The sequence below is a fragment of the Pseudomonas amygdali genome (assembly GCF_002699855.1).
GTDB lineage: Bacteria > Pseudomonadota > Gammaproteobacteria > Pseudomonadales > Pseudomonadaceae > Aquipseudomonas > Aquipseudomonas amygdali.
Genome location: NZ_LKBW01000190.1, coordinates 20,995 through 43,332, shown reverse-complemented (window position 1 = coordinate 43,332; position 22,338 = coordinate 20,995). Strand labels below are relative to the sequence as shown.

General features: G+C 57.6%; 18 protein-coding genes and 3 pseudogenes. 10 read left to right on the top strand and 11 right to left on the bottom strand.

The window, feature by feature from the left end; genetic code table 11:
* Window positions 1–40 precede the first annotated feature (40 nt).
* The 3 genes and pseudogenes from AO277_RS29715 to AO277_RS13695 form a co-directional block, all read right to left on the bottom strand.
* A pseudogene (locus AO277_RS29715) lies at window positions 41–847 on the bottom strand (MCP four helix bundle domain-containing protein); the annotation flags it as partial.
* Between the two features lie 119 nt (window positions 848–966).
* Window positions 967–1,626 carry an HD domain-containing protein gene (locus AO277_RS13700; protein WP_005734645.1) on the bottom strand — a complete coding sequence of 220 codons (660 nt, stop codon included), beginning with the start codon at window positions 1,624–1,626 and terminating at the stop codon, window positions 967–969.
* A 65-nt stretch (window positions 1,627–1,691) separates the two neighbouring features.
* Complete coding sequence (locus tag AO277_RS13695; RefSeq protein ID WP_044318200.1) at window positions 1,692–3,713, bottom strand: acyltransferase family protein; 2,022 nt, start codon at window positions 3,711–3,713, stop codon at window positions 1,692–1,694.
* A gap of 274 nt (window positions 3,714–3,987) precedes the next feature.
* Between AO277_RS13695 and AO277_RS13690 the strand changes: the two genes are divergently transcribed.
* The 3 genes from AO277_RS13690 (at window position 3,988) to AO277_RS13680 (ending at window position 6,354) form a co-directional block, all read left to right on the top strand.
* Complete coding sequence (locus AO277_RS13690; protein WP_032613429.1) at window positions 3,988–4,332, top strand: zinc ribbon domain-containing protein YjdM; 345 nt, start codon at window positions 3,988–3,990, stop codon at window positions 4,330–4,332.
* A 108-nt stretch (window positions 4,333–4,440) separates the two neighbouring features.
* The gene (locus tag AO277_RS13685; protein ID WP_002552091.1) at window positions 4,441–4,875 is read left to right on the top strand and encodes a thiol-disulfide oxidoreductase DCC family protein; all 435 of its coding nucleotides are present in this window, start codon (window positions 4,441–4,443) and stop codon (window positions 4,873–4,875) included.
* 270 nt (window positions 4,876–5,145) lie between these two features.
* Entirely contained in the window at window positions 5,146–6,354 is a 1,209-nt protein-coding gene (locus AO277_RS13680; RefSeq protein WP_031596642.1) for a sugar transporter, read from the top strand.
* Window positions 6,355–6,420: 66 nt separating this feature from the next.
* Here the strand turns inward: AO277_RS13680 and pcsA are convergent, their stop codons facing one another.
* Complete coding sequence (gene pcsA / locus AO277_RS13675; protein ID WP_002552093.1) at window positions 6,421–7,140, bottom strand: phosphatidylcholine synthase; 720 nt, start codon at window positions 7,138–7,140, stop codon at window positions 6,421–6,423.
* Window positions 7,141–7,227: 87 nt separating this feature from the next.
* Complete coding sequence (locus AO277_RS13670) at window positions 7,228–9,237, bottom strand: alkaline phosphatase D family protein (protein ID WP_044318199.1); 2,010 nt, start codon at window positions 9,235–9,237, stop codon at window positions 7,228–7,230.
* 264 nt (window positions 9,238–9,501) lie between these two features.
* On the opposite strand from AO277_RS13670, the pseudogene AO277_RS29890 reads away from it, so the two are divergent.
* Both AO277_RS29890 and AO277_RS29885 read left to right on the top strand, forming a co-directional pair.
* Window positions 9,502–10,284 (top strand): annotated as a pseudogene (locus tag AO277_RS29890) (MCP four helix bundle domain-containing protein); the annotation flags it as partial.
* Window positions 10,258–11,142, top strand: coding sequence for a methyl-accepting chemotaxis protein (locus AO277_RS29885; RefSeq protein ID WP_404944462.1), 885 nt, complete (start codon window positions 10,258–10,260; stop codon window positions 11,140–11,142). The pseudogene AO277_RS29890 and the gene AO277_RS29885, both read left to right, overlap by 27 nt.
* 8 nt (window positions 11,143–11,150) lie before the next feature.
* Here the strand turns inward: AO277_RS29885 and AO277_RS13660 are convergent, their stop codons facing one another.
* Window positions 11,151–11,588 carry a GNAT family N-acetyltransferase gene (locus AO277_RS13660; RefSeq protein WP_002552096.1) on the bottom strand — a complete coding sequence of 146 codons (438 nt, stop codon included), beginning with the start codon at window positions 11,586–11,588 and terminating at the stop codon, window positions 11,151–11,153.
* A gap of 83 nt (window positions 11,589–11,671) precedes the next feature.
* Complete coding sequence (locus AO277_RS13655; RefSeq protein WP_044318197.1) at window positions 11,672–12,889, bottom strand: GGDEF domain-containing protein; 1,218 nt, start codon at window positions 12,887–12,889, stop codon at window positions 11,672–11,674.
* A 410-nt stretch (window positions 12,890–13,299) separates the two neighbouring features.
* On the opposite strand from AO277_RS13655, the gene gmd reads away from it, so the two are divergent.
* Complete coding sequence (gene gmd / locus AO277_RS13650) at window positions 13,300–14,346, top strand: GDP-mannose 4,6-dehydratase (RefSeq protein ID WP_044318196.1); 1,047 nt, start codon at window positions 13,300–13,302, stop codon at window positions 14,344–14,346.
* A gap of 87 nt (window positions 14,347–14,433) precedes the next feature.
* Here the strand turns inward: gmd and AO277_RS13645 are convergent, their stop codons facing one another.
* On the bottom strand, window positions 14,434–15,393 hold the full coding sequence (locus tag AO277_RS13645; protein ID WP_002552099.1) for a GDP-mannose 4,6-dehydratase: 960 nt from the start codon (window positions 15,391–15,393) through the stop codon (window positions 14,434–14,436).
* Window positions 15,394–15,653: 260 nt separating this feature from the next.
* Between AO277_RS13645 and AO277_RS29710 the strand changes: the two are divergent.
* The 4 genes and pseudogenes from AO277_RS29710 to AO277_RS13630 form a co-directional block, all read left to right on the top strand.
* Window positions 15,654–16,370, top strand: a pseudogene (locus tag AO277_RS29710) (PAS domain-containing protein); the annotation flags it as partial.
* A gap of 42 nt (window positions 16,371–16,412) precedes the next feature.
* Window positions 16,413–16,967, top strand: coding sequence for a methyl-accepting chemotaxis protein (locus tag AO277_RS29705; protein WP_369812071.1), 555 nt, complete (start codon window positions 16,413–16,415; stop codon window positions 16,965–16,967).
* Between the two features lie 174 nt (window positions 16,968–17,141).
* A complete protein-coding gene (locus tag AO277_RS13635; protein WP_044318194.1) occupies window positions 17,142–18,407 on the top strand; it encodes a hypothetical protein in 1,266 nt (421 codons plus the stop codon).
* Window positions 18,408–18,432: 25 nt separating this feature from the next.
* On the top strand, window positions 18,433–19,293 hold the full coding sequence (locus AO277_RS13630; protein ID WP_044318193.1) for an SH3 domain-containing protein: 861 nt from the start codon (window positions 18,433–18,435) through the stop codon (window positions 19,291–19,293).
* A 10-nt stretch (window positions 19,294–19,303) separates the two neighbouring features.
* Here AO277_RS13630 and ycaC read toward each other — a convergent pair whose 3' ends face one another.
* From ycaC to AO277_RS13615, 3 genes are all read right to left on the bottom strand, one after another.
* Window positions 19,304–19,930 (bottom strand): isochorismate family cysteine hydrolase YcaC, encoded by a 627-nt coding sequence (gene ycaC, locus AO277_RS13625; protein ID WP_005746486.1) that lies wholly within the window; start codon window positions 19,928–19,930, stop codon window positions 19,304–19,306.
* Window positions 19,931–20,084: 154 nt separating this feature from the next.
* Window positions 20,085–21,656, bottom strand: coding sequence for an alkaline phosphatase D family protein (locus AO277_RS13620; protein WP_044318192.1), 1,572 nt, complete (start codon window positions 21,654–21,656; stop codon window positions 20,085–20,087).
* Window positions 21,653–22,216, bottom strand: coding sequence for a GNAT family N-acetyltransferase (locus AO277_RS13615; protein WP_044318191.1), 564 nt, complete (start codon window positions 22,214–22,216; stop codon window positions 21,653–21,655). The genes AO277_RS13620 and AO277_RS13615 overlap by 4 nt, the downstream gene beginning before the upstream one ends.
* Between the last annotated feature and the right edge of the window lie 122 nt (window positions 22,217–22,338).

The following is a 22,338-nucleotide window of genomic DNA, read 5'->3' as shown; positions in this document are numbered from 1 at the left end:
CCGCTGCGTAGATCTGATCAATCGTGCCGTGCAGGTTGGTGCGCATGCGCCCCAGGGTGATCAGCAACTGCGCGGTCTCGTCCTTGCCATCCGGTATCCGGTGCTCTGTCAGATCACCATCGGCGATGGTGCTGGCAATGTGCAAAGCCTGGCGGACCGGGTGAATGATGCTGACGCTCAGACGCCAGGCCAGCAGCAGGGTCAGAGCCAATACGACGGCGATGGCGCTCAGCGCAATGATTCTCGCCTGCTCGTAACGGGTGCCTGCTGACTCTACGGCGGCGGCAGCGCTCTGTTTGTTCAGCTCGCGCAGCAACTGCACCTGCATGTCCATCAGGTCGCCTTGCAGCGCGAGCATGGTATTGGCCAGCATTCGGGCCTCATCCAGCTTGTTCTGCTCGATCAGCGTGATCTGATTCTGCAAGCCGGGCATGAACGCCTTATAGGCATCCTGCAACGCGACGATAGAGTCATGCTCAGTGCCCGATTGAACACGCGCAAGGTATTCCGAGAAACCTTTCTCGACTTCGTTCTTGAGCTGTTCGACATTGATCTTGCTGTTGATGACCGCACCCGGATCGTCGGCATTGGCGATCAGCCGGGTGGTCTCGCTGCGCAGTTTGACCAGGCCGATGGCGATGGCATCGGCCATGGCGATACTGGGCAGCGCACCACTCTCGACAGCTTCGCCCTGATTGCGGATCTCCTGCATCTGCAGCAGGCAGAAAGCCCCCAGCGCGACCATCAGCAGGGAAGTGAGGCCGAAACAGATCACTAGGCGCAGGGTAATCCTGAAGCGGCGCAATAGTTTTGGCGTTGTGGATTGCCGACGCAGGAAACGAGGCATAAATCTTTTCACGGCACACAACCCCTATAAACACGCAGACCTTCTCGGAGAGCCGTTTATAGGGAAGTTGTGTGATGTCTTTATGACATCTGATGTTTATATCGGAAACAGGTAACCCATCATGGCTGAGGCGCGCCGATTTCCTCCATCAGTTCATCCAGAAAACGCTTCAGCCGGTCGTGCCTGATCTTCGCCATCTGTGTCCCGGTGTCGGTTTGAAAGCTGTCGGCGAGGTGCAGCAGCTTGGTATGAAAATGGTCGGCGGCGAAGTTCCTGTCGTCATACGGGCGCTGGCTGGCATGCGGGTCGTTCGGTTCGTAAAGCTGTCTGCCCATCCGCCCTGATACGTAAAAGGTTCGAGCCACGCCGATCATGCCCAGAGAATCCAGGCGGTCGGCGTCCTGCAGAATTCGGGCTTCCAGCGTCAACGGAGTTATCGCCGCCGAAAAACTGTGCGCTTCGATAGCATGGGCAACTGAAGCGATACTTTCTTCGTCCCACCCCATCTCGGTAAGCAATTCGCTGGCCCGTGCTGCCGCCAGTCGCGAAGCGCTGGAGCGAAACGGTGAATCTTTCTCGACCGAAACACAGTCGTGTAACAGCGTGGCAGCGATCAGTACACGGGCATCGCCGCCTTCCCGGTCACGGATAGCGCAGACGTTTTTCCAGACGCGCAGCAAGTGCGAGACGTCGTGCGCGCCATCGATTTTCTCTGCATGAGTGTGCGGGATCAGCAGGCTGGCCAGATCCTGAAACGGGGCGAAGCTGGCGGCGGTCATGCGATGGTCCTCAGGCGTCTGTGCGGGTATCAGCATTACAGACAATGCCGCCCGATAAAACCCTGTCACTGGTCAAGAATATGGCTGATCTGACCGGCAAGCAGCCCTGCGCCCTTGGCGTTGAGGTGATTGAAGTCCTTGTAGTACGAGTTCATATCGCCAATCAGGCATTGCTTGTCCTTGCAAAAGGCGTCATCCAGCGTGATCAACCTGATCTGCTTCGCCTGGCTGGCGTGCAGGAACAGCTCGCGAGTGAAGCGTTGCAACAGAGCATGTTTTTCGACTGGCACCGACAGTTCACTGATCCGCTGCAGTTTCTGCGCATCACTGTCCGAGGCGTCCCGAGCCAGGCGGTAGTAGAGACTCTCGGGGTTGATCAATTGCTGCGGCACCTGTGCGACGATGAATACCTCGGTGCCGATATCGCGGTAGGCCTTTATCGTGGTTTCAAGCGCCTGCCGGAACACTGCTCGCGAGGTTTCCCGATTTTTTTCCGGGTGGCTGCGGGAGGTCAGGAAATACTTGCTCATCTTCCGTTCGCCGTAATCGCCGTCGGTGTACAGCGTCCAGCGTGCCACCAGCACGACCTTTTTGATCTGCCGCTGCTTCACGTATTCAAACTCGCGATTGGCCAGCGCCTCGCATACCCCGGCAGGGTAGTTACCCTTGGCGATGTCTACGCCGAGCAAGGGCAGGCAACCGCCCAGACCTATGTGCGCGACGGTTCTGCCCAGATCCCGCGCGGCGGCGTCAAACGTCGATAACAGGGCCTCTGAGTGGCTGTCACCAAACAGAGCCATCTCCGGTACGACGTTGCTGTCGGCAAGACCAAACAGGCAAAAATCGACATTCCAGCCTTGGCTATCAAGGTTCCGGTCGCATTTTTCGCGTATCTGCGGGTCGACAAATGCCTGATGCATCGCCGGATCGACAGCGAAGCGCTGGCTAAAGCCGTTATTGAGATAGCCGACCAGCCCCAGCACGACAAATAGCGTGGAAGCAACGCCTGCCGAGGCGAAGATCTGACGGCGGTTGAATGCACCGGCCTTGCGAAAGGGCTGCTCGACGAAGCGCCAGCTCAGCCAGGCCAGCAGCAGCGAGAGCACGGTCAACGCCAGCATCAGCGGCAGGCCTGGCTCAATCAGGCTGCGCTGACGAGCGAAGGCAAAGACGGGCTGATGCCACAAATAGGCGCTGTAACTGATCATGCCGATCAGGACCGTTACCCGTGAACTCAGCGCGTTGCCGACCCAGGTCTGGCCATTGGCGAAGACAATGATCAATGCCGTACCCAGCACAGGCAGCAGCGCGTTGAGGCCAGGGAAGGGTGTACTGCTGTCGAAACAAACCACGGCATAACCAATCAGCAAAATCCCCAGTAGCGTCGCCGCCTGATCGAGATGGCTGGCGCTATCAACGCTACGCGGGCGCCAGACAAAGTAGAAGGCGATGAACGAGCCCGTCAGCAATTCCCAGGCGCGTGCAGGCAGCAGATAAAAAGCGTTACTGGCGTTATGACGCGCCCCCAGCTCCGCCAGCGCCAGGCTTGCCAGGGCAGCTGCGATCAGCAGCACAATCAGCCACTTGCGACCCATGCTCCAGGCCAGCATCAGTAGCGGTGGGAAAAACAGGTAGTACTGCTCCTCTACCGCGAGCGTCCAAGTGTGCAGCAAGGGTTTGAGTTCAGCGGTTGCGTCGAAATAGCCGCTTTCCAGCCAGAACAGTAGGTTGGAAGAGAAGGTCGGCACCGCCACCAGGCTTTTGGCGAAGTATTTCAGGTCAGACGGATCGAGCGTCAACCACGCGACAGGCAGGCAGACCAGCATCATCACGAACAGCGCCGGCAGAATGCGTCGGGCGCGCCGTTCGTAGAAATCGATCAGCGAGAATCTGCCGTTGAGCATCTGCGCAAGAATGATCGAGGTGATCAGATAGCCAGAGATCACAAAAAAGATGTCGACCCCCACGAATCCACCGCTGAATAACGGCAAACCCGCGTGATACAGGATGACCGGTATCACCGCGAGCGCGCGCAGGCCATCGATTTCGGGTCGATAGCCGAGCGCCGGGTTATGAGGAATGCCCATGAAGTGTGCTCGATACAGGAAGTGGTGAATGGCGGTAAATGCGCGCTGCAATAGCTACCGCCAACGCAGGGCGCAGGGCGCAGGCGTTGGGGATGAAGGATCAGAAGGGAATCGAAGGAGAGAGTGATGTATTTTTTAGCTCAGGTATTCGCTCCTGTCCAATGGCTGAAGCCGGTTTATATCGACAGGTTTGCACCAGCGGATCAGCGTCTTCCAACCTGAAAGTGTAAAAGCCCTTTATAATTCATGGTTTTTACCCCTCGATGCGAGAACCATTGTGAGCTTACCGTCCTGCCCGAAATGCAATTCCGAATACACCTACGAAGACGGCAGCCTGCTGATCTGCCCGGAATGCGCCCATGAATGGTCTGCAGACGCTGCTGGCGCCGATGCAGCCGACGACGTGAAAGTCATCAAGGACTCCACGGGAAATGTGCTGCAGGACGGCGATACCATTACCGTGATCAAGGACCTGAAGGTCAAAGGCTCTTCGCTGGTGGTCAAGGTCGGTACCAAGGTCAAGAACATCCGTCTGGTCGATGGCGACCACGATATCGATTGCAAGATCGACGGCATCGGCGCAATGAAGCTGAAGTCGGAGTTCGTCCGCAAGGTTTGATTCTGTCGGGCAATGGCTTTAGCCTGAACGCCTCGCCGGTCCTTCGACTGGCGGGGCGTTCATGTTTCCGGGCGCGCCAGGGCTGTTTTTCCTGAACAGGTGAATACCGTGCCGACGACTACCCCCGCCCCGTACCTGAAACCCGATGAATGTGTCGTGCTGTTCGATGGCGTCTGCAAACTGTGCAATGGTGTGGTGAAGTTTCTGATTCGCCATGATCCGCACCAGCGTCTGCGCTTGGCCGCCGTACAGTCGGAGCAAGGGCAGGCATTGCTGAAGTGGGCCGGGCTGCCGCTCGACGATTTTCATACCATCGCAGTCATCGTTAACAATCGGGTGTTCGTACGCTCGGATGCCTTTCTGCACATCATGGGGCTGCTGCCTGCGCCTTGGCCGCTGCTGAAAGTGCTGGGTATTTTTCCACGCTTTCTAAGGGACTGGGCCTATAACCGTATCGCGCTCAACCGATATCGCCTGTTCGGGCGCTATGATCACTGTCTGTTGCCGTCGCCCGAGAACCGCCAGCGCTTCCTTGACGGCTGACGACCGGCGGTCATTTGTAAAGTCTGTCATGACTGTACGGGTTGTGATCCACTCTGGCGGTCCGTAGAATTCGTGTCATCTGGCTTCACTCCCCATATCCACAATAATCCACTTTGCACACTGCGCCCGATTCTGAAGGTCGAGCGGAGCGTTTTTGCGTTGGTTTTTCAGTGGGGGGCGAGACGCGGTTTTCCATACAGTTGTCAGGCGTGCATGTTCATGCGTGGCGATCGGCCTTCGGGTCGGAACATTTTCAGGGCGTTGCGACTCTTGATAACTTCACCTCCAAACGAGCAAGCAGGTAGCTGGCTTGGCGTATTCGCGCTGGCCTTGGCTGCCTTCATTTTCAATACCACCGAGTTCGTGCCGATAGGTCTGCTGAGTAACATCGGCCAGAGCTTCGAGATGACCCCCGCCCAGGTCGGGCTGATGCTCACGATCTATGCCTGGGTTGTGTCGCTGATGTCGTTGCCGATGATGCTGGCGACGCGCAACATCGAGCGACGCAAGTTGCTGATGTTCGTGTTCGGCCTGTTTGTGGTCAGCCATGTACTCTCCGCAATCTCCCCCAGCTTCGCGATCCTGCTGGTGAGTCGGGTCGGTATCGCCTTTGCACATGCGGTGTTCTGGTCGGTCACGGCGTCGCTGGCCGTGCGCATCGCACCGCCCGGCAAGCAGGTTCAGGCGCTTGGCCTGCTGGCGACCGGTACATCGCTGGCGATGGTGCTGGGTATTCCGCTGGGTCGCGTGCTGGGTGAAGCCCTGGGCTGGCGGACTACCTTTCTGGGCATCGCCGGCATCGCTGCGCTGGTAGTCTTCCTGTTGGCTCGCGCGCTGCCTTTGCTGCCCAGCCAGAACTCCGGCTCGTTGCGCAGCCTGCCGATCCTGTTCAAACGCCCACGGTTAATGGCGATCTACCTGCTGACCGCGATTGTTGTGACCGCTCATTTCACCGCCTACAGCTATATCGAGCCGTTCACCCAGACTGTGTCCCGACTCAGCGGCGAAATGACCACGATTCTGCTGCTGGTCTTTGGCGGTGCAGGAATCATGGGCTCGATCATCTTCAGCCTGTTCAGCGACCGCTTCCCTAACGGGCTATTGATCACCGCCATTGGCACGCTGACCGTTTGCCTGCTCATGCTATTGCCACTCTCCGGCGATGCGACAGCGCTCGGCACGCTGACCATTATCTGGGGCATGGCGATCATGTGCTTCGGGCTGACCTTGCAAGCGCGTGTACTCTCGCTGGCACCGGATGCGACCGATGTGGCAATGGCGCTGTTCTCGGGCATCTTCAATATCGGTATTGGTGGCGGTGCGCTGCTCGGCAGCGTGGTCAGCAGCCATCTCGGGGTTGCCAATGTCGGTATTGTCGGCGGCCTGCTGGCCTTGGGCGGGTTGGGGTTGTGCTGCTTTACGACGCATTACTTCGGCAAAATCCCGCCTGCTACCGAGGTGCAGGCCGAGAGCAAATAGGGCGCGCATAAAAAAGCTCGCTGACCGCGCAATGCGATCAGCGAGCTTTTTGTTCTGGCCTCGGCGTCAGGCTTTAAGCCGGCCCAGCCACTCCAGCGACGTTCTCCAGACACAAATTCCGAGAAAATACGCCGACATCGCCAGCCACAGCCCCATGACCACAGGGCCGTTGTGCGGGTGGTTGATGATCAGCAGCGCGCTGGACAACAACCACACGGTGGTGACTGCGATGTTGATCGGCATGAAACGACGCACACGGAACGGGTGCAGAAACTTCATGCGCGTCAGGGTCAGCAATGCCAGGGCGATAATGGTGATAAACGTCAGCCACGGCGCGGGCGACAGAATGTAAAGGCACAGGGCAACTACGTTCCATGCCGCGGGAAAGCCCTGAAAGTAGTTGTCCTTGCTTTTCATGTCGACGTTGCAGAAGCAGAACAGCGACGACACCAGAATCACCGATACGCTGAGCAGCAACGTGTAATCCGGCACCGGTATGTAGCGATAGATGAACAGTGCCGGAATGAACACGTAGGTCAGATAGTCTATGACCAGGTCCAGCACCGAGCCATCGAAGTGCGGCAGTACCGATGTGGTATTGACCTTGCGAGCCAGTGAGCCGTCTACGCCATCCACGATCAGGGCAGCGCCCAGCCACAGCAGGCAGGCTTTGGGTTCGTTGTTGAACAAGGCAATGGTAGCCAGGAACGCAAGGACGACGCCGGTGGCGGTGAAGCCATGCGCGCCCCAAGCGTTGAGTCTGGCTATGCGTTGATTGGTTATCACGGGGGCGCTCTCCAGGAAATAATGCTTGCCAGGGTGTGCCGCAAACCTGACCGGTAGCAACTATCGACCCGGCAATTGCCGATAAGTTTAGCGGTGACTATCCCTTGTTTCCCGGTTACTTTCCAGAAAACCGCGATCTGTGTCAGACCGCTCGTCTCTGGAGTCTTGCGGTTCGACGAAACAGGTAGGCGCGTCACCGTTGGCATTGAGTTGGTTGATCAGGGTCGGCTGGCCCTGTTCATTGAACATTACCTGACCGACACCTGCCGAGTTCCATAAGCGTTCACCGGCCTTGCTGTGCTCGGGCATGCGCGGAACAACCTTCATAAGGCGGAGCTTGGTGAACCAGTTAAGAGGTGAGCGGGGGGAGTATAACCAGCGATTCAGCCTATCAAAAGTGTCCAGCAGACGACGGGGGAATTCATTCTTGATGCCACTGCTGGTGATTTGCCAGATGTGAGGCCCGCCACTGCGCTGACGGATCAGGATTTCGTAGACGAACGAGTAATGCACATCACCCGAGAGGATCACGTAATTGCCTGGGGTTCTGGAATGGCGAAAGATGTTCAGAATGACGTTGGCTGCGCCACGATGCGCCATCCAGTTTTCCGCATCGACCAGCAACGGGTAGCCGCACCAACTGAAGACACGCTGTATCGCCTCAATCAACTTGACGCCGAACACGGGGGCAGGTGACACGATAATCGCCGATTTATGGTCGATCAGCTCCTGTTGCAGTTCACTGAGCGCTTCCCAGTCCAGCAGGCCGGACGGGTGATTGAAATTCGATTCACTGCGCCAGCGTCGGGTGCGCGTATCCAGTACCACCAGCGCCGGGCTGGTCGGCAGAACGTAATGCCACTGTTGAAACTTCAGCAACTGATCGATCAGCGCGTCCTGGGCCGTGCTGTCCAGCCAGTTATCCTTGCGCACAGCCGCTGCACTCAGTTCATGTACCTGCCGGACCAGGTCGTTGAGTGCGTCGGGATTGTTACCCCAGCCCTGGCAGAGCAGATAGGCGAGCAGGGCATTGCCGATGATGCGTTTCGAGAAGGGATGGCCGTACGCGGTTTCTTCCCAGTTTGCCGACAGGTTCCAGTCATCGGTGATGTCATGGTCGTCAAAAATCATCATGCACGGCAGGTGAGCCATCGCACGCGCCACGCCCTCAAGCCCCGCAGTGAAATCCTCGACCAGTTGCTGCTCTCTGGCATAACGCTCGACTTCGTCGGCTTCCAGATGCGGCTTGCCTGGCTCGATCAGGGTCCAGGGCGTGGGTGACCAGACCAGCAGGTACATCGCCACCACTTCCGCCAGAGTGACCAAATGGTTATCCGCAGTGCTGCTGGTAAATACCGGCTTGCTGGTGCCACCAAAGAACCGCTCACGCAGCGTGTCGTTGCTTTTCAGGGCGGGTAGCAGGTCGGCACGCTGGTAATAGCTGGCCGGGTGCGCATAAAGGCTGGTGCTGTCGTCGACAACAGCACCGTCGAGTTGCTCATCGAACAACCCCAGCCGTTCGATCAGCACATGAATGGCGCGCAGCATCGGCCCGGCGACATCGTCGGCGTAGATCTGATCGCCGCTCATCATCAACAGCGCAGGGCGTTGCAACGGGTCCTGGTTGTCGGCCAACAGGCGATCCACGCAGAGCAGACCCTCGGCCGCGCTGTGATGTGGCTTGCGACACGAGCCATGCAAGAGCTGATCAATGCTGCTGCGCACTACGAAATTCGGATAACGGGCACCGTCGTACAGCAGGTGCGGCGCCCACTCGGCGATACCGCCCGGTTCGCCATCTACCAACAGGTCGTAATCGATCCAGGTGTCCAGGGGCAGCTCGGCCTCCAGTTGCAGGTCGATCAGATGAATGAATGCGTGGCGACCTACTGCGACGATCTGGCATTGCTGATCGGTCAGTGAATGGTCGTTGAAGTCATCTGCTGCATTCTCAACGCCATGACGCAGACGCAGTATCAGCTTGAGCGGGCGCGAGCCCACCAGCCACAGTACCAGGCGGCCGGCTTCCTGGCGGCGTAACAGCGGACCGGCAAGGATGGACGGTAATGGACGTTTTTCGGCGGGCGAAGACGGCATCCTGATTCGTGGCTCTGACTGATCGTAGGCGGGAAATACTAACGCAGTCAGTGCGGGAAGTTCTTGTTACACCGCTGGGCCGTTACCTTAAGCCTGTTTCAAAGCATTGCGCCATTAGCCCTGAGCCCTTGGCGGCCAATCGGATGAATGTCACTTCAGTGGTGCTTGATGCTGCCGATAGACGCTTTATACAGAGCCTGAAGCTGCCGGTCCTCGAGCACCGCAGCCCAGCCTCAGCCAGCTGTTAAAACTAGAGATTTCTCCATGAACTGGTTCTACAACGCCAAGCTTTCCACCAAGCTGTTTATCTCATTTGCACTCTGCGCGGTTATCACCCTCGCGGTGGGCATGGTTGCCAGCCGGGGGATCGGTGAGCTTGCCAGCAACCTGAAACTTGCGTTCTCCAACAACCTGGTGTCGGTGTCGAAAACCAACGAGGCCACCATCAATGTTGTCGAGCAGAATCGTGATTTGTATCGCTTGCTTTCGGTCGCCGCCAGCGATGCGTCGCAAAGCGCGAAGGATGAAGTTCTCGCCAGCAAGAAAAACAATCGCGCAGAAGCAGAAAAAGCTTACGCGACCTATCGTGCGACACCGCTTGAAGATGACGAGCGCGCTGCAGGTGATCAGATGGACAAGGACTGGCCCGTCTATCAGACGCTGGTCGATCGGGCTGCGGCTGTTGCCTTTTCCGGAGACGTTGCAGCTGCGAGGGCGCTGGTCGAAGGCGACGTTCGCAAGGCCTATCTGACCGTGATGGGTGAGCTGAACATCATAGTCGGCTCCAACAACCGTCAGATAGGCGAAGGTGCAATCGCCGCTGGAAAAACAGAATCATCGGCCAATCTCAATCTGTATATGGGTATCGGCATTGCCTTCGTGGCTGCTTTCCTTTTGGCACTGTTTATCAGTCGTGTGATCAGTTCGCCCATTTCCTCTGCCCTTGTCAGTGCGCAGCGCATTGCCGGTGGCGATTTGACCCAGCCGATCGTCAGCACTCACCGTGATGAAGCAGGCCTGATGCTAACTGCGCTCAGTGATATGCAGAACAGCCTGAAGAGCACTATCGGACAGATCTCCAGCGCTGCCGATCAGCTTGCTTCGGCTGCTGAAGAACTCAATGCCGTTACCGAAGAAGGCAGCCGTGGCCTGACGCGACAGAACGACGAGATTCAATTGGCTGCCACGGCGGTCACCGAAATGACCGCTGCGGTCGAAGAAGTGGCGCGTAACGCCATGTCTACCTCTGACGCCTCAAAGCGGACCAGTACCGAAGCGGCTACCGGGCGTGATCAGGCGCGTGATGCGGTCAGTGCGATCAATAACGTCAGCGCCGAGATCAGCAGCTCCACCTCAATGGTTGAAGAGCTTGCCGGGCGGGTTCGTGAGATTGGTCAGGTGCTGGACGTGATTCGTGGTATCGCCGAACAGACCAACCTGCTGGCCCTCAACGCCGCCATCGAGGCTGCGCGCGCCGGTGAACAGGGCCGCGGCTTTGCCGTGGTGGCCGACGAAGTACGTGCGCTTGCCGCTCGTACTCAGGCGTCCACAGGTGAAATCGAAACCATGATAGGCAGCGTGCAGGCCAGTGCCGATCAGGCTGTGCGAGCCATGGGTAACAGCCGTACCCTCGCCAGCAATACTCAATCCCTGGCTCAGGCCACCGGCCAGTCGCTGGAGCGCATTGCGCAGAGCATTGCCGAAATCAACGATCGCAACATGCTGATTGCTACCGCGTCCGAAGAGCAGTCGCACGTTGCGCGCGAGGTGGATCGCAACCTGATCAACATTCAGGACCTCTCCACCCAGACCGCTGCTGGCGCTCACCAGACCAGCGCTTCAAGTCAGGAGCTGTCTCGTCTGGCGATTTCCTTCAACAACCTGGTAGGCAAGTTCAAGGTCTGACGCAAGCGTCAGGACGCTGATACCGGCAGGCGCTTCTGGAAAAAGAAGCGCTTGCTGCCGGGCGGATAGTCGTCAATCTGCCCGAACTCGGTGTAACCGTGGCGGCGATAGAAATCCGGAGCCTGGAAGTCGAAGGTATCCAGCCAGATCCCTGCACAGCCTTTCTCGACCGCAAGATCCTCAGCCATCTGCATCAAACGCGAGCCCATGCCTTGCCCCCGGGTTTGCTCCGGCACCACCAGCAACTCGATGAACAACCATTGATAAAGAATGCGTGCGTGCAGGCCACCGAGAATTTCCCGGGTCTGATCATCGCGAATGAACATCGCCACTTTCTCTGACTTGCCGTCACCCGCTTGCTCGGCGTTAAAGCGCTTCAGTGGTTCCAGAATCGCCAGGCGATCTTCTTCTGTAGGGTTGTTATTGACATCAATGTGAACGCTCATGCGCTGGCTCCTGGCCTTGGTTTGCGCGACGAGCTTAAAGCGGCCTGGATGTGGGGTAAAGCCGGGCCCTGCAAAGCGTCATTTCACGCAAAGCAAACACAGTTACGTCCGGCGCGCTTGGCGGCGTAGAGGGCATTGTCAGCAGCGCTGATCAGGTGGTCGGCAGTGGTCTGCGGCGCGGTTGCACACGCTACCCCCAGGCTTACAGTAACGAACGCGCTTTCGCCCAGCACCGGGTGCGGCAACTTGAGCGCCGCGACAGCGGCCTGCAGGGCGTCGGCCATTTCTCTGGCCTGTCCGGCATCGCCATTCATCAGAACCAGAACCTCTTCACCGCCAAAACGAAACGCCACGGCTCCATTTTCATGCGCGCTTTGCTGGATTTTCTGACAGAGCAACTTGAGGCAGGTATCGCCTTGTGGGTGTCCATAGTTGTCGTTGTAGGATTTGAAGTGATCGATGTCCAGCAGGATGATGGCCACGTCCGCCGGTGTTTTACGCGCGCTTTCCCAAACCGAGGTCATCACTTCGTCCTGATAGCGTCGATTGAACAGGCGGGTCAAACCATCGGTGCGTGCGAACTCCATCAACTGCACTTGCAGCAGGCGTCCGCGAAGCGCGAACAGATAGCTCATGCGGCTGGCGCGCTCCAGAAAATACGAAGCCATTAACAGCAGCGCTACCGTGGAGACGAACAGCACTGCATTGGCCTGCCAGATCACAAAGTCCGCGAAATTGGCAATGTAGGTTGTCACCAACTGGATGATCAGCATGCATGACATCGCGGCGGCTGCATGGCGCAGGGGCAATTGCTGGATCATGGTGCAATAGGCCATGATCAACAGCATGCCCAGTTGATAAAAGATTTGATACGGGCTCTGGCTGTGAATCATCACCAGCATGGGCATGGGCATGGGCATGGGCATGGGCATGAGCGAGCACAGTACCGTCGCGGTCGCAGCTGTCGTTTCCATTGCCCAGCGAGTGGAAAAGCGTTGCGCCAGCACTAACAGCACAATAAACATCGGCGTGATCAGGCACAGACGCCCCAGCGCCACATAGACAAATACATCCCGCAGAATCAACCAGTCACTGATCAGAAACAGGTTGTAGATCAGGCTGCCACCAATCCCCACCGCCGTCAGAAATTCGCGCCGCTGTGGCCTGGTTTCCGCCTGGTAGCGTCGCTCAAGCACACGGCTGAAGCGCAACGCACCCACACCTGAAGTAATCGTCTGCTCTACCTCCGCAAGGAGTTGTGCATCTTCAGGATTGGGGCGTTCAAGGGCGGAAACGAGCATGTGACACCGGTACATTAACATCGAGAGACATTAGGACATCACGAATGATGTCTTAGTGCTATTAGTGTGTGGTGTGTGGGTCTTGAAGGCGACCGGCGGTTCCTGTCGACTTTCCGGCAAGGCGTCAGGACGACTGCTGTTCTCCTTTTGGTCATCTGCGCTAGGGTAACCGCACGGTGAGAGTGGTAAACCGCACGGCCTACTTATCCTGTTCTGATATTTGTTCGGAGCAGCTCGCAAACATAACTTACTGAAAATGACTGCTTGCACATCAGATTCCGCATCTATAGTGATCATATGCTTCGACTCAAGCGCTGTGGGTTGCCTTCGAAGCGAGCGTGCCGAGCGTCATGAATGCACCTCGGCGTAATAAATGAAGTCGCGTCAGCCCGGACCGGAATCCCCTATTTATGAATGCACCTAGAGAATCTGTAATTATCACGGGTATCACTGGCCAGGATGGCGCTTACCTGACTCAGTTGCTGCTGGAAAAAGGTTATACGGTTTACGGCACCTACCGCCGTACCAGCTCGGTCAACTTCTGGCGTCTTGAAGAACTTGGCGTGGCCAGCCATCCGAATTTGCACCTTGTTGAACACGACCTGACTGACTTGAGTGCCAGTATTCGCTTGCTGCAAAAAGCCGAGCCCACCCAGATTTACAACCTGGCGGCGCAGAGCTTTGTTGGTGTTTCCTTCGACCAGCCGATAACGACTGCTGAAATTACCGGCCTGGGCGCAGTCAACCTGCTTGAAGCGATACGCATAGTGAACCCGAAAATACGCTTTTATCAGGCGTCCACTTCTGAAATGTTCGGCAAGGTGCAAGAAGTCCCACAGGTCGAAAGCACCTCGTTCTATCCTCGCAGTCCTTATGGTGTGGCCAAGCTTTACGCGCACTGGATGACGATCAACTATCGGGAGTCGTATGGGATCTTCGGTGCCAGCGGCATTCTGTTCAATCACGAGTCTCCTCTGCGGGGAAAAGAGTTTGTCACCCGCAAAATTACCGATTCTGCCGCACGTATTTCACTGGGTATGTCACAACTTCTGGAATTAGGCAATCTGGATGCCAGACTTGACTGGGGTTTTGCCAAGGAGTATGTCGAAGGCATGTGGTGCATGCTGCAAGCTGATGAGCCCGACTCATTCGTACTGGCCACCCATCGATCCGAAACCGTTCGAGACTTTGTGGCAATGGCCTTCAAGGCTGTCGATATTGACCTGGAGTGGAAAGGTAGCGCAGAGAACGAACAGGGCATTGATGCGGCCACGGGCAAAGCCCTTGTTCAAGTCAACCCAAGATTCTATCGCCCCTCTGAAGTGGAGCTGCTTATCGGCAACCCCGAAAAAGCCAGGAAGGTGCTTGGCTGGGAAGCGAACACTAGTCTCGAGCAGCTATGCCGGTTGATGGTGGATGCCGATCTGAAGCGTAACCAGCAGGGAACATCGTTTTAAGCGTCCCTCTTTCATACTCTAGTAGGTGTAGGGTGGGTGTTTCAGGCGTTGTTGATCGCAACGCCCCTCACGCATAAAACCGGTAGCTCAAGCCGTTGCAGCTATCTCATCGCGCCAGTAATTCAGCAGTGTCGTGAGTGTAGACTGCAGCGTTGTGGTGGGCGTCCAGCCAGTGACTTTCTGGATAGCGGAGTTATCACCGAACGCGCAGGGGATGTCAGATAACCGCATTCGTTCGGGATCGTTTATCACATCGATCCTCTCTGAGCTCAGTGCCATGAGCTGACTCAGTATTGCCTCGATACGGACGGGCTCGCCGCTGCAGATATTCAGGCATTGAGGATAGGCTTCCTGCCTGGTGGCCATGTCCAGCAGGGCGACGTAGGCATTGCACACATCACGCACATCGAGAAAGTCTCGCGCCGCTTGCAAGTTGCCGACTTTCAACTGTGGTGCTTGCTTGCCTGCTTCTATCAAGGCGATCTGACGAGCAAATGACGCGGTCGCGAAATCAGCCGATTGCCTGGCACCAATGTGATTGAACGGACGTACGACAATACCGTTCTGGCCACGACGAAAGTACTCATGAAAGGCCGCTTCGGCGGCAAGTTTGCTGGCGGCATAGGGATTCATGGGTTTGCAGACACTGTTTTCGTCGAGCGCAATACCCTGCTTGAATGCCTCGCCGTAGACTTCCGATGAGCTGACAAACAACACAAATGCCTGAGGGGCCTTGCGTTGCAATGCCTGTAGAAGGTTCACGCTGCCCATGACGTTGGTTTGCCAGGTGGCCAGAGGGTCTTGGAAACTGGTAGGCACATGCGTAATAGCCGCCAAATGCACAACGTGAGTGGGATTTGCCTGAGACACCACTTGCTCAAGGCCAGCGGCGTCGCGAATGTCACAATGCAGCGATTCGGCAGCATAAGCGGAGCGGGGAGAGTCAGGGCTCACCAATGCAACAATATGGTGCCCGGCGTGCTGCAGCTTACGGCACAGCATCTGCCCGACAAAACCGTTTGCACCGGTGATCAGAATGCGTCGCATCATTGAGGGTCCTTAATGGCGTTGCTGCAAGTAAGTGAGTCTAGCAGGCAATAGCTGGTCAACCCGTTGTGACCTATGGCTCCTGCATTTTGTTTCGCCTTGCACATTCGTTATCAGCCTGCCCATTCAAGGTTCCGCAATTGCAGGCCCCGGTTATGCGGGCAACCCACATCAATTCAATCTGCCATCATCAGACGAAACGCCTTAATCCCGTCTACGCTTAGGCCGATACATACGTACAACCCACTACTGGTGCCGTCATGTTCAACACTCGCTTGAAAAAGGAATTACAGGCACAACACGCCGAGTTATCGATGTATCGGCAAATGCAGAAAGGGATGGACGCGCGTATGGTGTCGCTGAGTCTGGACGCCAACAACCGTATCGTCCATGCCAATGACAACTTCTTAAGGGCGCTTGGTTATTCTGCCGACCAGTTGCTGGGCAAGGATCTGGACCAGATGGTGCCGTCCTACGTCAAACAGCTCGATTGCTACCGTAACCTCAAGCTGGCGGTGCAGAAAGGTGAGTCGGTGATCGACAACTACCGTTTTCTGCATGCCAACGGCAGTCTGGTGTGGATTCGTGCTATGTGGCAGCCGGTTTTGGATGACCAGGGCAAACTGGTGACCTTGCAATGCTACGGGTCGGACATCACCCAGACCGTCGAGACCGCTGCCGAGAACTCTGCGTTCATTCAGGCATTGCTGCGCTCTACCGCCGTGATCGAGTTCGATCTTGGCGGCCACGTGCTCACGGCCAATGATCAGTTTCTGCGTGGCATGGGTTACAGCCTGGCGCAGATCAAGGGCAAGCACCACAGCATGTTCTGTGATCCGGCTGAAACTTCACTGGCACCGTACCGGGAGTTCTGGGCGATGCTCAACCGCGGCGAGTTCGTCGCAGGGCGCTTCAAACGTATCGACAGCAGCGGGCGTGAGGTCTGGCTGGAGGCTACTTACAACCCGGTTCATGATGCTCAGGGCAAACTCTACAAGGTCGTCAAGTTCGCCACGCTGGTGACCGATCAGGTCGCCCGCGAAGATGAAGTCAGCCAGGCGGCCAGCGTGGCGTTTGAAATCTCCCAGCAGACCGACGTCAGCGCCCAGCGCGGCGCGGATGTGGTGCAGAACACTGTGCAGACCATGCGCAAGATATCCGAAGAGATGCAGTCGGCATCGTCGGGCATCGAAGCACTGGGCAAGCAGTCCCTGTTGATCAGCTCCATCGTGCAGACCATCGGCGGCATCGCCCAGCAGACCAACCTGCTGGCGCTCAATGCCGCCATCGAGGCCGCGCGCGCCGGTGAGCAGGGCAGGGGCTTTGCCGTGGTCGCCGATGAAGTCCGCCAACTGGCCGGCCGCACCAGCGCCGCGACCGAAGAGATCGTCAGCGTCGTGCAGCAAAACCAGTCGCTGGCCGATGAGGCGGTACGCGGCATGGCCAACAGCCGCACTCAGGCGGAACAGGGTCTTTTGCTGGCCAACGAGGCGGGCGCGGTGATCGTCGAGATTCAGGAGGGGGCCAAACAGGTGGTAGGCGCAGTGGGTCGGTTTGCCAATCAGTTGAAGTAGCAGCTGACGTCACTGTCGGTATTTCAGGTGTTGCAGGGCACGGACGACCGGCAACACCTGATAGCTCTGGCATCATTTTTGGACTGCAGGCAGAATGCGCCGCAGTTGGTCAGTGATCACCTTCGCACTCAAGTGTTGTGAATCACTGGTTCCACTCTGACAAGGATTGGTTGGATGCTGCTTGCTGTACTTACCGTTCTCAATGCCCTTTGCCTGATCGGTGGCTTGCTGTTCAACGCAGAGTTGTTGAACAAGGCTGGCGCCGATATTCCCCTCAAAAACCTGCAGGCGCTGGAAATATACGGGCAGAGCCTTGCCGCAGTGAGCGTGTGCCTGGCGGCCTGGCGCCTGTGTATCTGGGCTCATGGGAAATGGGGACATCAGCAGCATCTCATGCGCTCCATCCTGCTCAGTACCGTGGTACTGGCCCCGTTGACCTGGTGGGTTCAGGGTGTGGTCCCGGACGCGATTGCTGAAGCGTTTCCGGCCGATCTGCGGGTTTACAGCCTTTACGCCTACGTGACGAAAAAAGGCCTGCTCTACGATTCGGTGCAGATACCCGGCATTCCCTATCAGGAATATCGCGACAAGGGCGAGGGCAAGGCCTTCATCGCCAATCTTGGCGTACTCATGAGTGTTCAGGGCTCGTACGTCGAGCAGATTGGCCACAATTTTCAGGGCTTCGCCCAAACCGTCTTCAAGGGCTATACCCGACGCAACGCCGATAGGCTCTACAGCCGGCTGCAAGCGGAAGTCATCCCGGTCTTTGACGATATCGCCCGTGAATACGCAAAGGTAGAAGCCTTGCGGCGCTCTGGCGTAGCGGGCAATAAACGCAAACCGCTTGCCCTCCCGAACGCAGCCCTGCAACAGGACCCGCCGAGCGCCGAAGACTACGCGTTGGCGATGCCTTCAGGCCTGCGTACCCGTCAGGCGATGGCCAACACTGCGCAGGTGCGCGGCATGGCGCGTCAGGTCCTGGGCCCGCTCTACGTGGAAGGAATGGACCTGCTTGTCACGCCCAATCAGTTCAACACGTACCTCAATGGCATCGCCAGCAACATGGCCAGCGACGTTGCGCGCACTGATGTGCATGGCGCACAGAGCCTGAGCGTCCTCAAAAACATGTGGTTCGTACCCTGGTCGTTGCTGAGTGGTCTTTTCATGGGCGCGCTCAATATCGTCGGGTTGTTGTTGTCGACCGTCGAGCAGCGCGCGTTCATACAGAAGAGGCTTGTCGCCGTCAGAGCGGCAGCGGTGGCCCTGATCGTGATGGTTCCATTGCTCGCCGGCAACGCAATCATTCAATCGCCAGGCTATCGCACTGCGTTCAAGGACATCGAGGCCGGCCCGACCCTCATGGCCGGTGTCTTTCATTGGGCGATGTCTGCAGAAGCCATGTTGTACAACTTGACCAGACCTCTGCTCAACGCCGAGTGAAACGTTTCAAAAGGGAGCAAGCCCCGTGCGCAAGAAATTCGTTGCATCAATTCTGGCGGTAAGCATCGCCACCTCAGTCACCGGATGCGCGCAGATGGGCATCAGCAAGGAACAGGCGGGTACTGTGATCGGCGGTATCGCCGGTCTGGCGGTCGGTGCAACGATGGGCAAGGGTAACGGTCAGATCGCAGCCGCGCTGATCGTTGCAGGCATCGGCGGCTATATTGGTAACCGCATCGGTCAGTTGCTCGACGACAGGGATAAACAGGCACTGGCGCTGCGCACTCAGGAAGTTCTGAGTCAGCCCGCAACTCCTGTAGCGCAGCCCACGGCCATCTGGCGTTCCGATCACTCCAATGCAAGCGCCCGGATCACGCCAGGCCCGGAGTTCAAGGCGGTCCGGACCATCGATGTCAAACGCACGCCCAACATTCAGGGCGTGCCGTCGATGAAGCTTATCAATCAACCCTATATCACCCGGTCTACCCTCAACGTGCGCTCTGCACCGAACATGAACGCTGACAAGGTGGGCAGCCTGCCGGGCAATACGCAATTCACTGCCGTGGGTTCTACCGGTGACTGGATTCTGGTGGGGCGCAAGGGCGTGACCGTGGGCTACGTGCACAAGGACTACGTGATGACGCAGTCCGATGCCGATACCAGAAAGAGGCTTGCTGCAGTCAGGTTCGATGATATGAATGTGTCGGCCAGCAAAGAGACTGAAGCATTCGATCTGGGCTCAATCTCTTCCTTGCCCTCTGGCAAAACAGCGGCCGAGACTACTTGTCGACCGCTTTCTGTAAGCCTGGAAGTCAACGGTGGCACCACTGAAAAGCAGGAGAACACATTCTGCAGGCAGGCCAATGATACGTGGGAGTTGATTTGACGCAGGGCCTCTACCGGGCAGTCAGTGCCGAATAACTGTTCATCAGGTTACGGTAGTTCGGGATCCGCTCGGACAGCAGGTTGCCCAGCCCTTCGATATCGTTGCGCCAGTCACCTTGCAGCTCACAGGCCACCGAGAACCAGTTCATCAACTGCGCACCTGCCTGGGTCATACGCGACCAGGCGGCTTGCTGGACAGTGGTGTTGAAGGTGCCGGATGCATCGGTGACCACGAAAACTTCAAAGCCTTCAGCCAGTGCCGACAGGGTCGGAAAGGTCACGCACACGTCAGTCACTACCCCGGCGATGATCAACTGCTTGCGGCCGGTCGCCTTGATCGCCTTTACAAAATCTTCGTTGTCCCAGGCGTTGATCTGGCCTGGACGGGCGATGTATGGCGCATCGGGGAACATGGCCTTGAGTTCCGGCACCAGCGGGCCGTTGGGGCCTTGTTCGAAACTGGTGGTGAGGATGGTCGGCAGTTCGAAGAAGCGGGCCAGGTCAGCCAGGGCCAGGACGTTATTCTTGAACTCGTTCGGCGAGAAGTCCTGTACCAGCGAGATCAGGCCTGTCTGATGATCGATCAGCAGCACGATGGCGTCATCTTTGTTCAGGCGGCTGTAAGGGGCGTTTTTCATGGTCAAGTCCTTTCGTTTGGGTAGGTGAGGTGTGGCGTTCAACGTGGGTTCAGATTAGTAGCTCACCGGAAAGGGAAAAAGCGCCTGACGCGCGTTTTACTGTCTCTTCACAGTGGACAATACTGTCCCAAGTGCTGCCCTCCCTACGAATCGCCTACCCAGAAACCGCCCCGGCCTTGCCAGCCTCCACCGCAAAGCGTTTGAGCGTCGACACACTGGCAGCGGGGTCGAGCACATCCGACACCACCTGGAAGCGGGTCAGCATCTGCTGCTCGCTGAGGTCCACCGCCACGTAGCCACGCTGGCGGCTGTCAAAGAACTTCACATGGGGGTTGAGCCCCAGAATGCTGTTGAAGGCGTCGAATGGCGGTCCGCTGGATGTCACCGAGGTGCCGACGAATTCAGTGGCGACGACGGCTGAGTCCGGATTGCCCGCATCGGCGTGCAGGTCGGTGGTCCAGAACGAATGGATATCGCCACCCCAGAACACCGGGTTGCGGGTCTGCTGGCGTTGCAGGGATGCCAGTATGCGCTCGCGGGTCGCCGCGTAGCCGTCCCAGCCGTCGGTCCAGTGGCCGAGCGCTTGCGTTTTGAGATTGCGCTGTTCCAGCGGAGCGACCAGCAAGTCCTGGGCAATGACATTCCATTGTCCGGGGGACTCAGCGAAGCTGCGGTCCAGCCAGGCCTCCTGTTCCCAGCCGAGCATGGTGCGTTTCGGATCACTCAGATCCGGACAGTCTCTGGGCGCTACGTAGCCTCGGCGGCTGCCGTTGGCCTGGATGCACGCCTGTTCGGAACGATACTGCCGACCGTCGAGTACATGGAAACGTGCCAGGCGGCCATAGTCCAGGTTCCGGTAAATACGCATGTCCGGTCCTTTGGGCAGGCTGCTCGCGCGCAAGGGCATGTGCTCGTAAAACGCCTGATAAGCGGCGGCTCTGCGACGTAGAAAGCTGTCCACAGGAACGTTCGGGTCCTGGGACCACTGCGCGGCGTAGTCATTCTGTACTTCGTGATCATCCCAGGTGGCGACGCTCGGCGCGCAGGCATGCAGCGCTTGCAGGTCCGGGTCGGTCTTGTACTGCGCGTATCGGTTGCGATAGCCCGCCAGGTCCATCGGGTCTGAGGTGGCATGGCGGCGCGGGAACTGTATGTTTGTGGGAGAAACGTTCATTTCATAGATGTAGTCGCCGAGAAAGAACACCATGTCAGGTCGCTCCGCAGCCAGGTGCCTGTAGGCGCTGAAATATCCCGCCTCCCAATGTGAACACGACACGAAGCCGAACCGTGCCGAGACCATGGCGGTTGCCAGCGGCGCAGTGCAGGCCTGACCCACGGCGCTTTGCGCGCCCAGACTTTCGAACTGATACCAATAGGGACGTCCAGGCTGCAAACCGCCCACTTCAATATGTACTGAATGAGCAAAGCGCGGTTGAGCGGTCGCTTGCCCCGTACGTACGACGCGAGTCATCGCTGCATCGCTGGCGATTTTCCAGCGTACTTCGACGGGTTTTTTCAGGCCGCCGTCGCCCGTGGCTGTCATCACCTGTGGCGTCAGGCGTGTCCAGATCACGAAGCCGTCAGGCAGCGGGTCGCCGGATGCCACGCCCAGCGTGAACGGATAATCGACACCTGCGCTGCGGGCAAACGGGCTGAGGATCGATAGCAGCGTGGCACCGGCCACGCCGGTAATGATGCGTCGGCGATCCGGATTGAAGTCAGTCATTGCGCGGCCTCTGCTGGTTCGTACTGCGAGCGCAACAGCCCGAACAGCAACATGTCTTTGAAAACACCGTTCTTCAAAAATGCTTCTTTCATACAGCCTTCATACGACAGTCCGCACTTCTCCAGCACCCTGGCGCTGGCCATGTTGTCGGCAAAGCACTGACCGGCGATGCGGTTGAGGTTCATGACGGTGAAGCCATGCATCAGCAAACCCTGCACAGCCTCGCTGGTGTAGCCCTGCTTTCGGTAATCGGCACCGATCCAGTAACCCAGGTTGCCGCTGCGATGCGAGGTTGACAGGCGCAGTGAAACGACCCCGGTCAACTCTCCGGTTTCCTGGGCATGAACCCCCAGGCTCAATGTTCGTCCAGCGGCGAATTGTTCCGGTGCATCGGCAATGAAAGCCTGTGCATGCTCCAGGGTGTAGGGCGAGGGGACCGTGGCCGTCATGCTCGCAATCACGGGGTCGTCAGCCAGTCGCGACAAGGCGCTGGCCTGCTCGGCTCGCAACGGGCAGAGCAATAGTCGTGAGGTGCGGATACTGGGCATATCGAGACGCATCCCGGATTTTCCGTTGAGTTCAATACTCAAGAATTGCCGCGTTTCCATGGCGTTTTTATGACGGCTGCGAGAAACATTTTAGTGCCATCAAAAGAGCTTACAAAGGCCATGTAACAGTCATG

Bases quoted from the DNA above. Each gene is read 5' to 3' on its own strand.
- AO277_RS13700 (WP_005734645.1), bottom strand. From the start codon at position 1,626: ATGACCGCCGCCAGCTTCGCCCCGTTTCAGGATCTGGCCAGCCTGCTG.
- AO277_RS13695 (WP_044318200.1), bottom strand. From the start codon at position 3,713: ATGGGCATTCCTCATAACCCGGCGCTCGGCTATCGACCCGAAATCGAT.
- AO277_RS13670 (WP_044318199.1), bottom strand. From the start codon at position 9,237: ATGCCGTCTTCGCCCGCCGAAAAACGTCCATTACCGTCCATCCTTGCC.
- AO277_RS29885 (WP_404944462.1), top strand. From the start codon at position 10,258: ATGCTAACTGCGCTCAGTGATATGCAGAACAGCCTGAAGAGCACTATC.
- AO277_RS13660 (WP_002552096.1), bottom strand. From the start codon at position 11,588: ATGAGCGTTCACATTGATGTCAATAACAACCCTACAGAAGAAGATCGC.
- AO277_RS13655 (WP_044318197.1), bottom strand. From the start codon at position 12,889: ATGCTCGTTTCCGCCCTTGAACGCCCCAATCCTGAAGATGCACAACTC.
- gmd (WP_044318196.1), top strand. From the start codon at position 13,300: ATGAATGCACCTAGAGAATCTGTAATTATCACGGGTATCACTGGCCAG.
- AO277_RS13645 (WP_002552099.1), bottom strand. From the start codon at position 15,393: ATGCGACGCATTCTGATCACCGGTGCAAACGGTTTTGTCGGGCAGATG.
- AO277_RS13635 (WP_044318194.1), top strand. From the start codon at position 17,142: ATGCTGCTTGCTGTACTTACCGTTCTCAATGCCCTTTGCCTGATCGGT.
- ycaC (WP_005746486.1), bottom strand. From the start codon at position 19,930: ATGAAAAACGCCCCTTACAGCCGCCTGAACAAAGATGACGCCATCGTG.
- AO277_RS13620 (WP_044318192.1), bottom strand. From the start codon at position 21,656: ATGACTGACTTCAATCCGGATCGCCGACGCATCATTACCGGCGTGGCC.
- AO277_RS13615 (WP_044318191.1), bottom strand. From the start codon at position 22,216: ATGCGTCTCGATATGCCCAGTATCCGCACCTCACGACTATTGCTCTGC.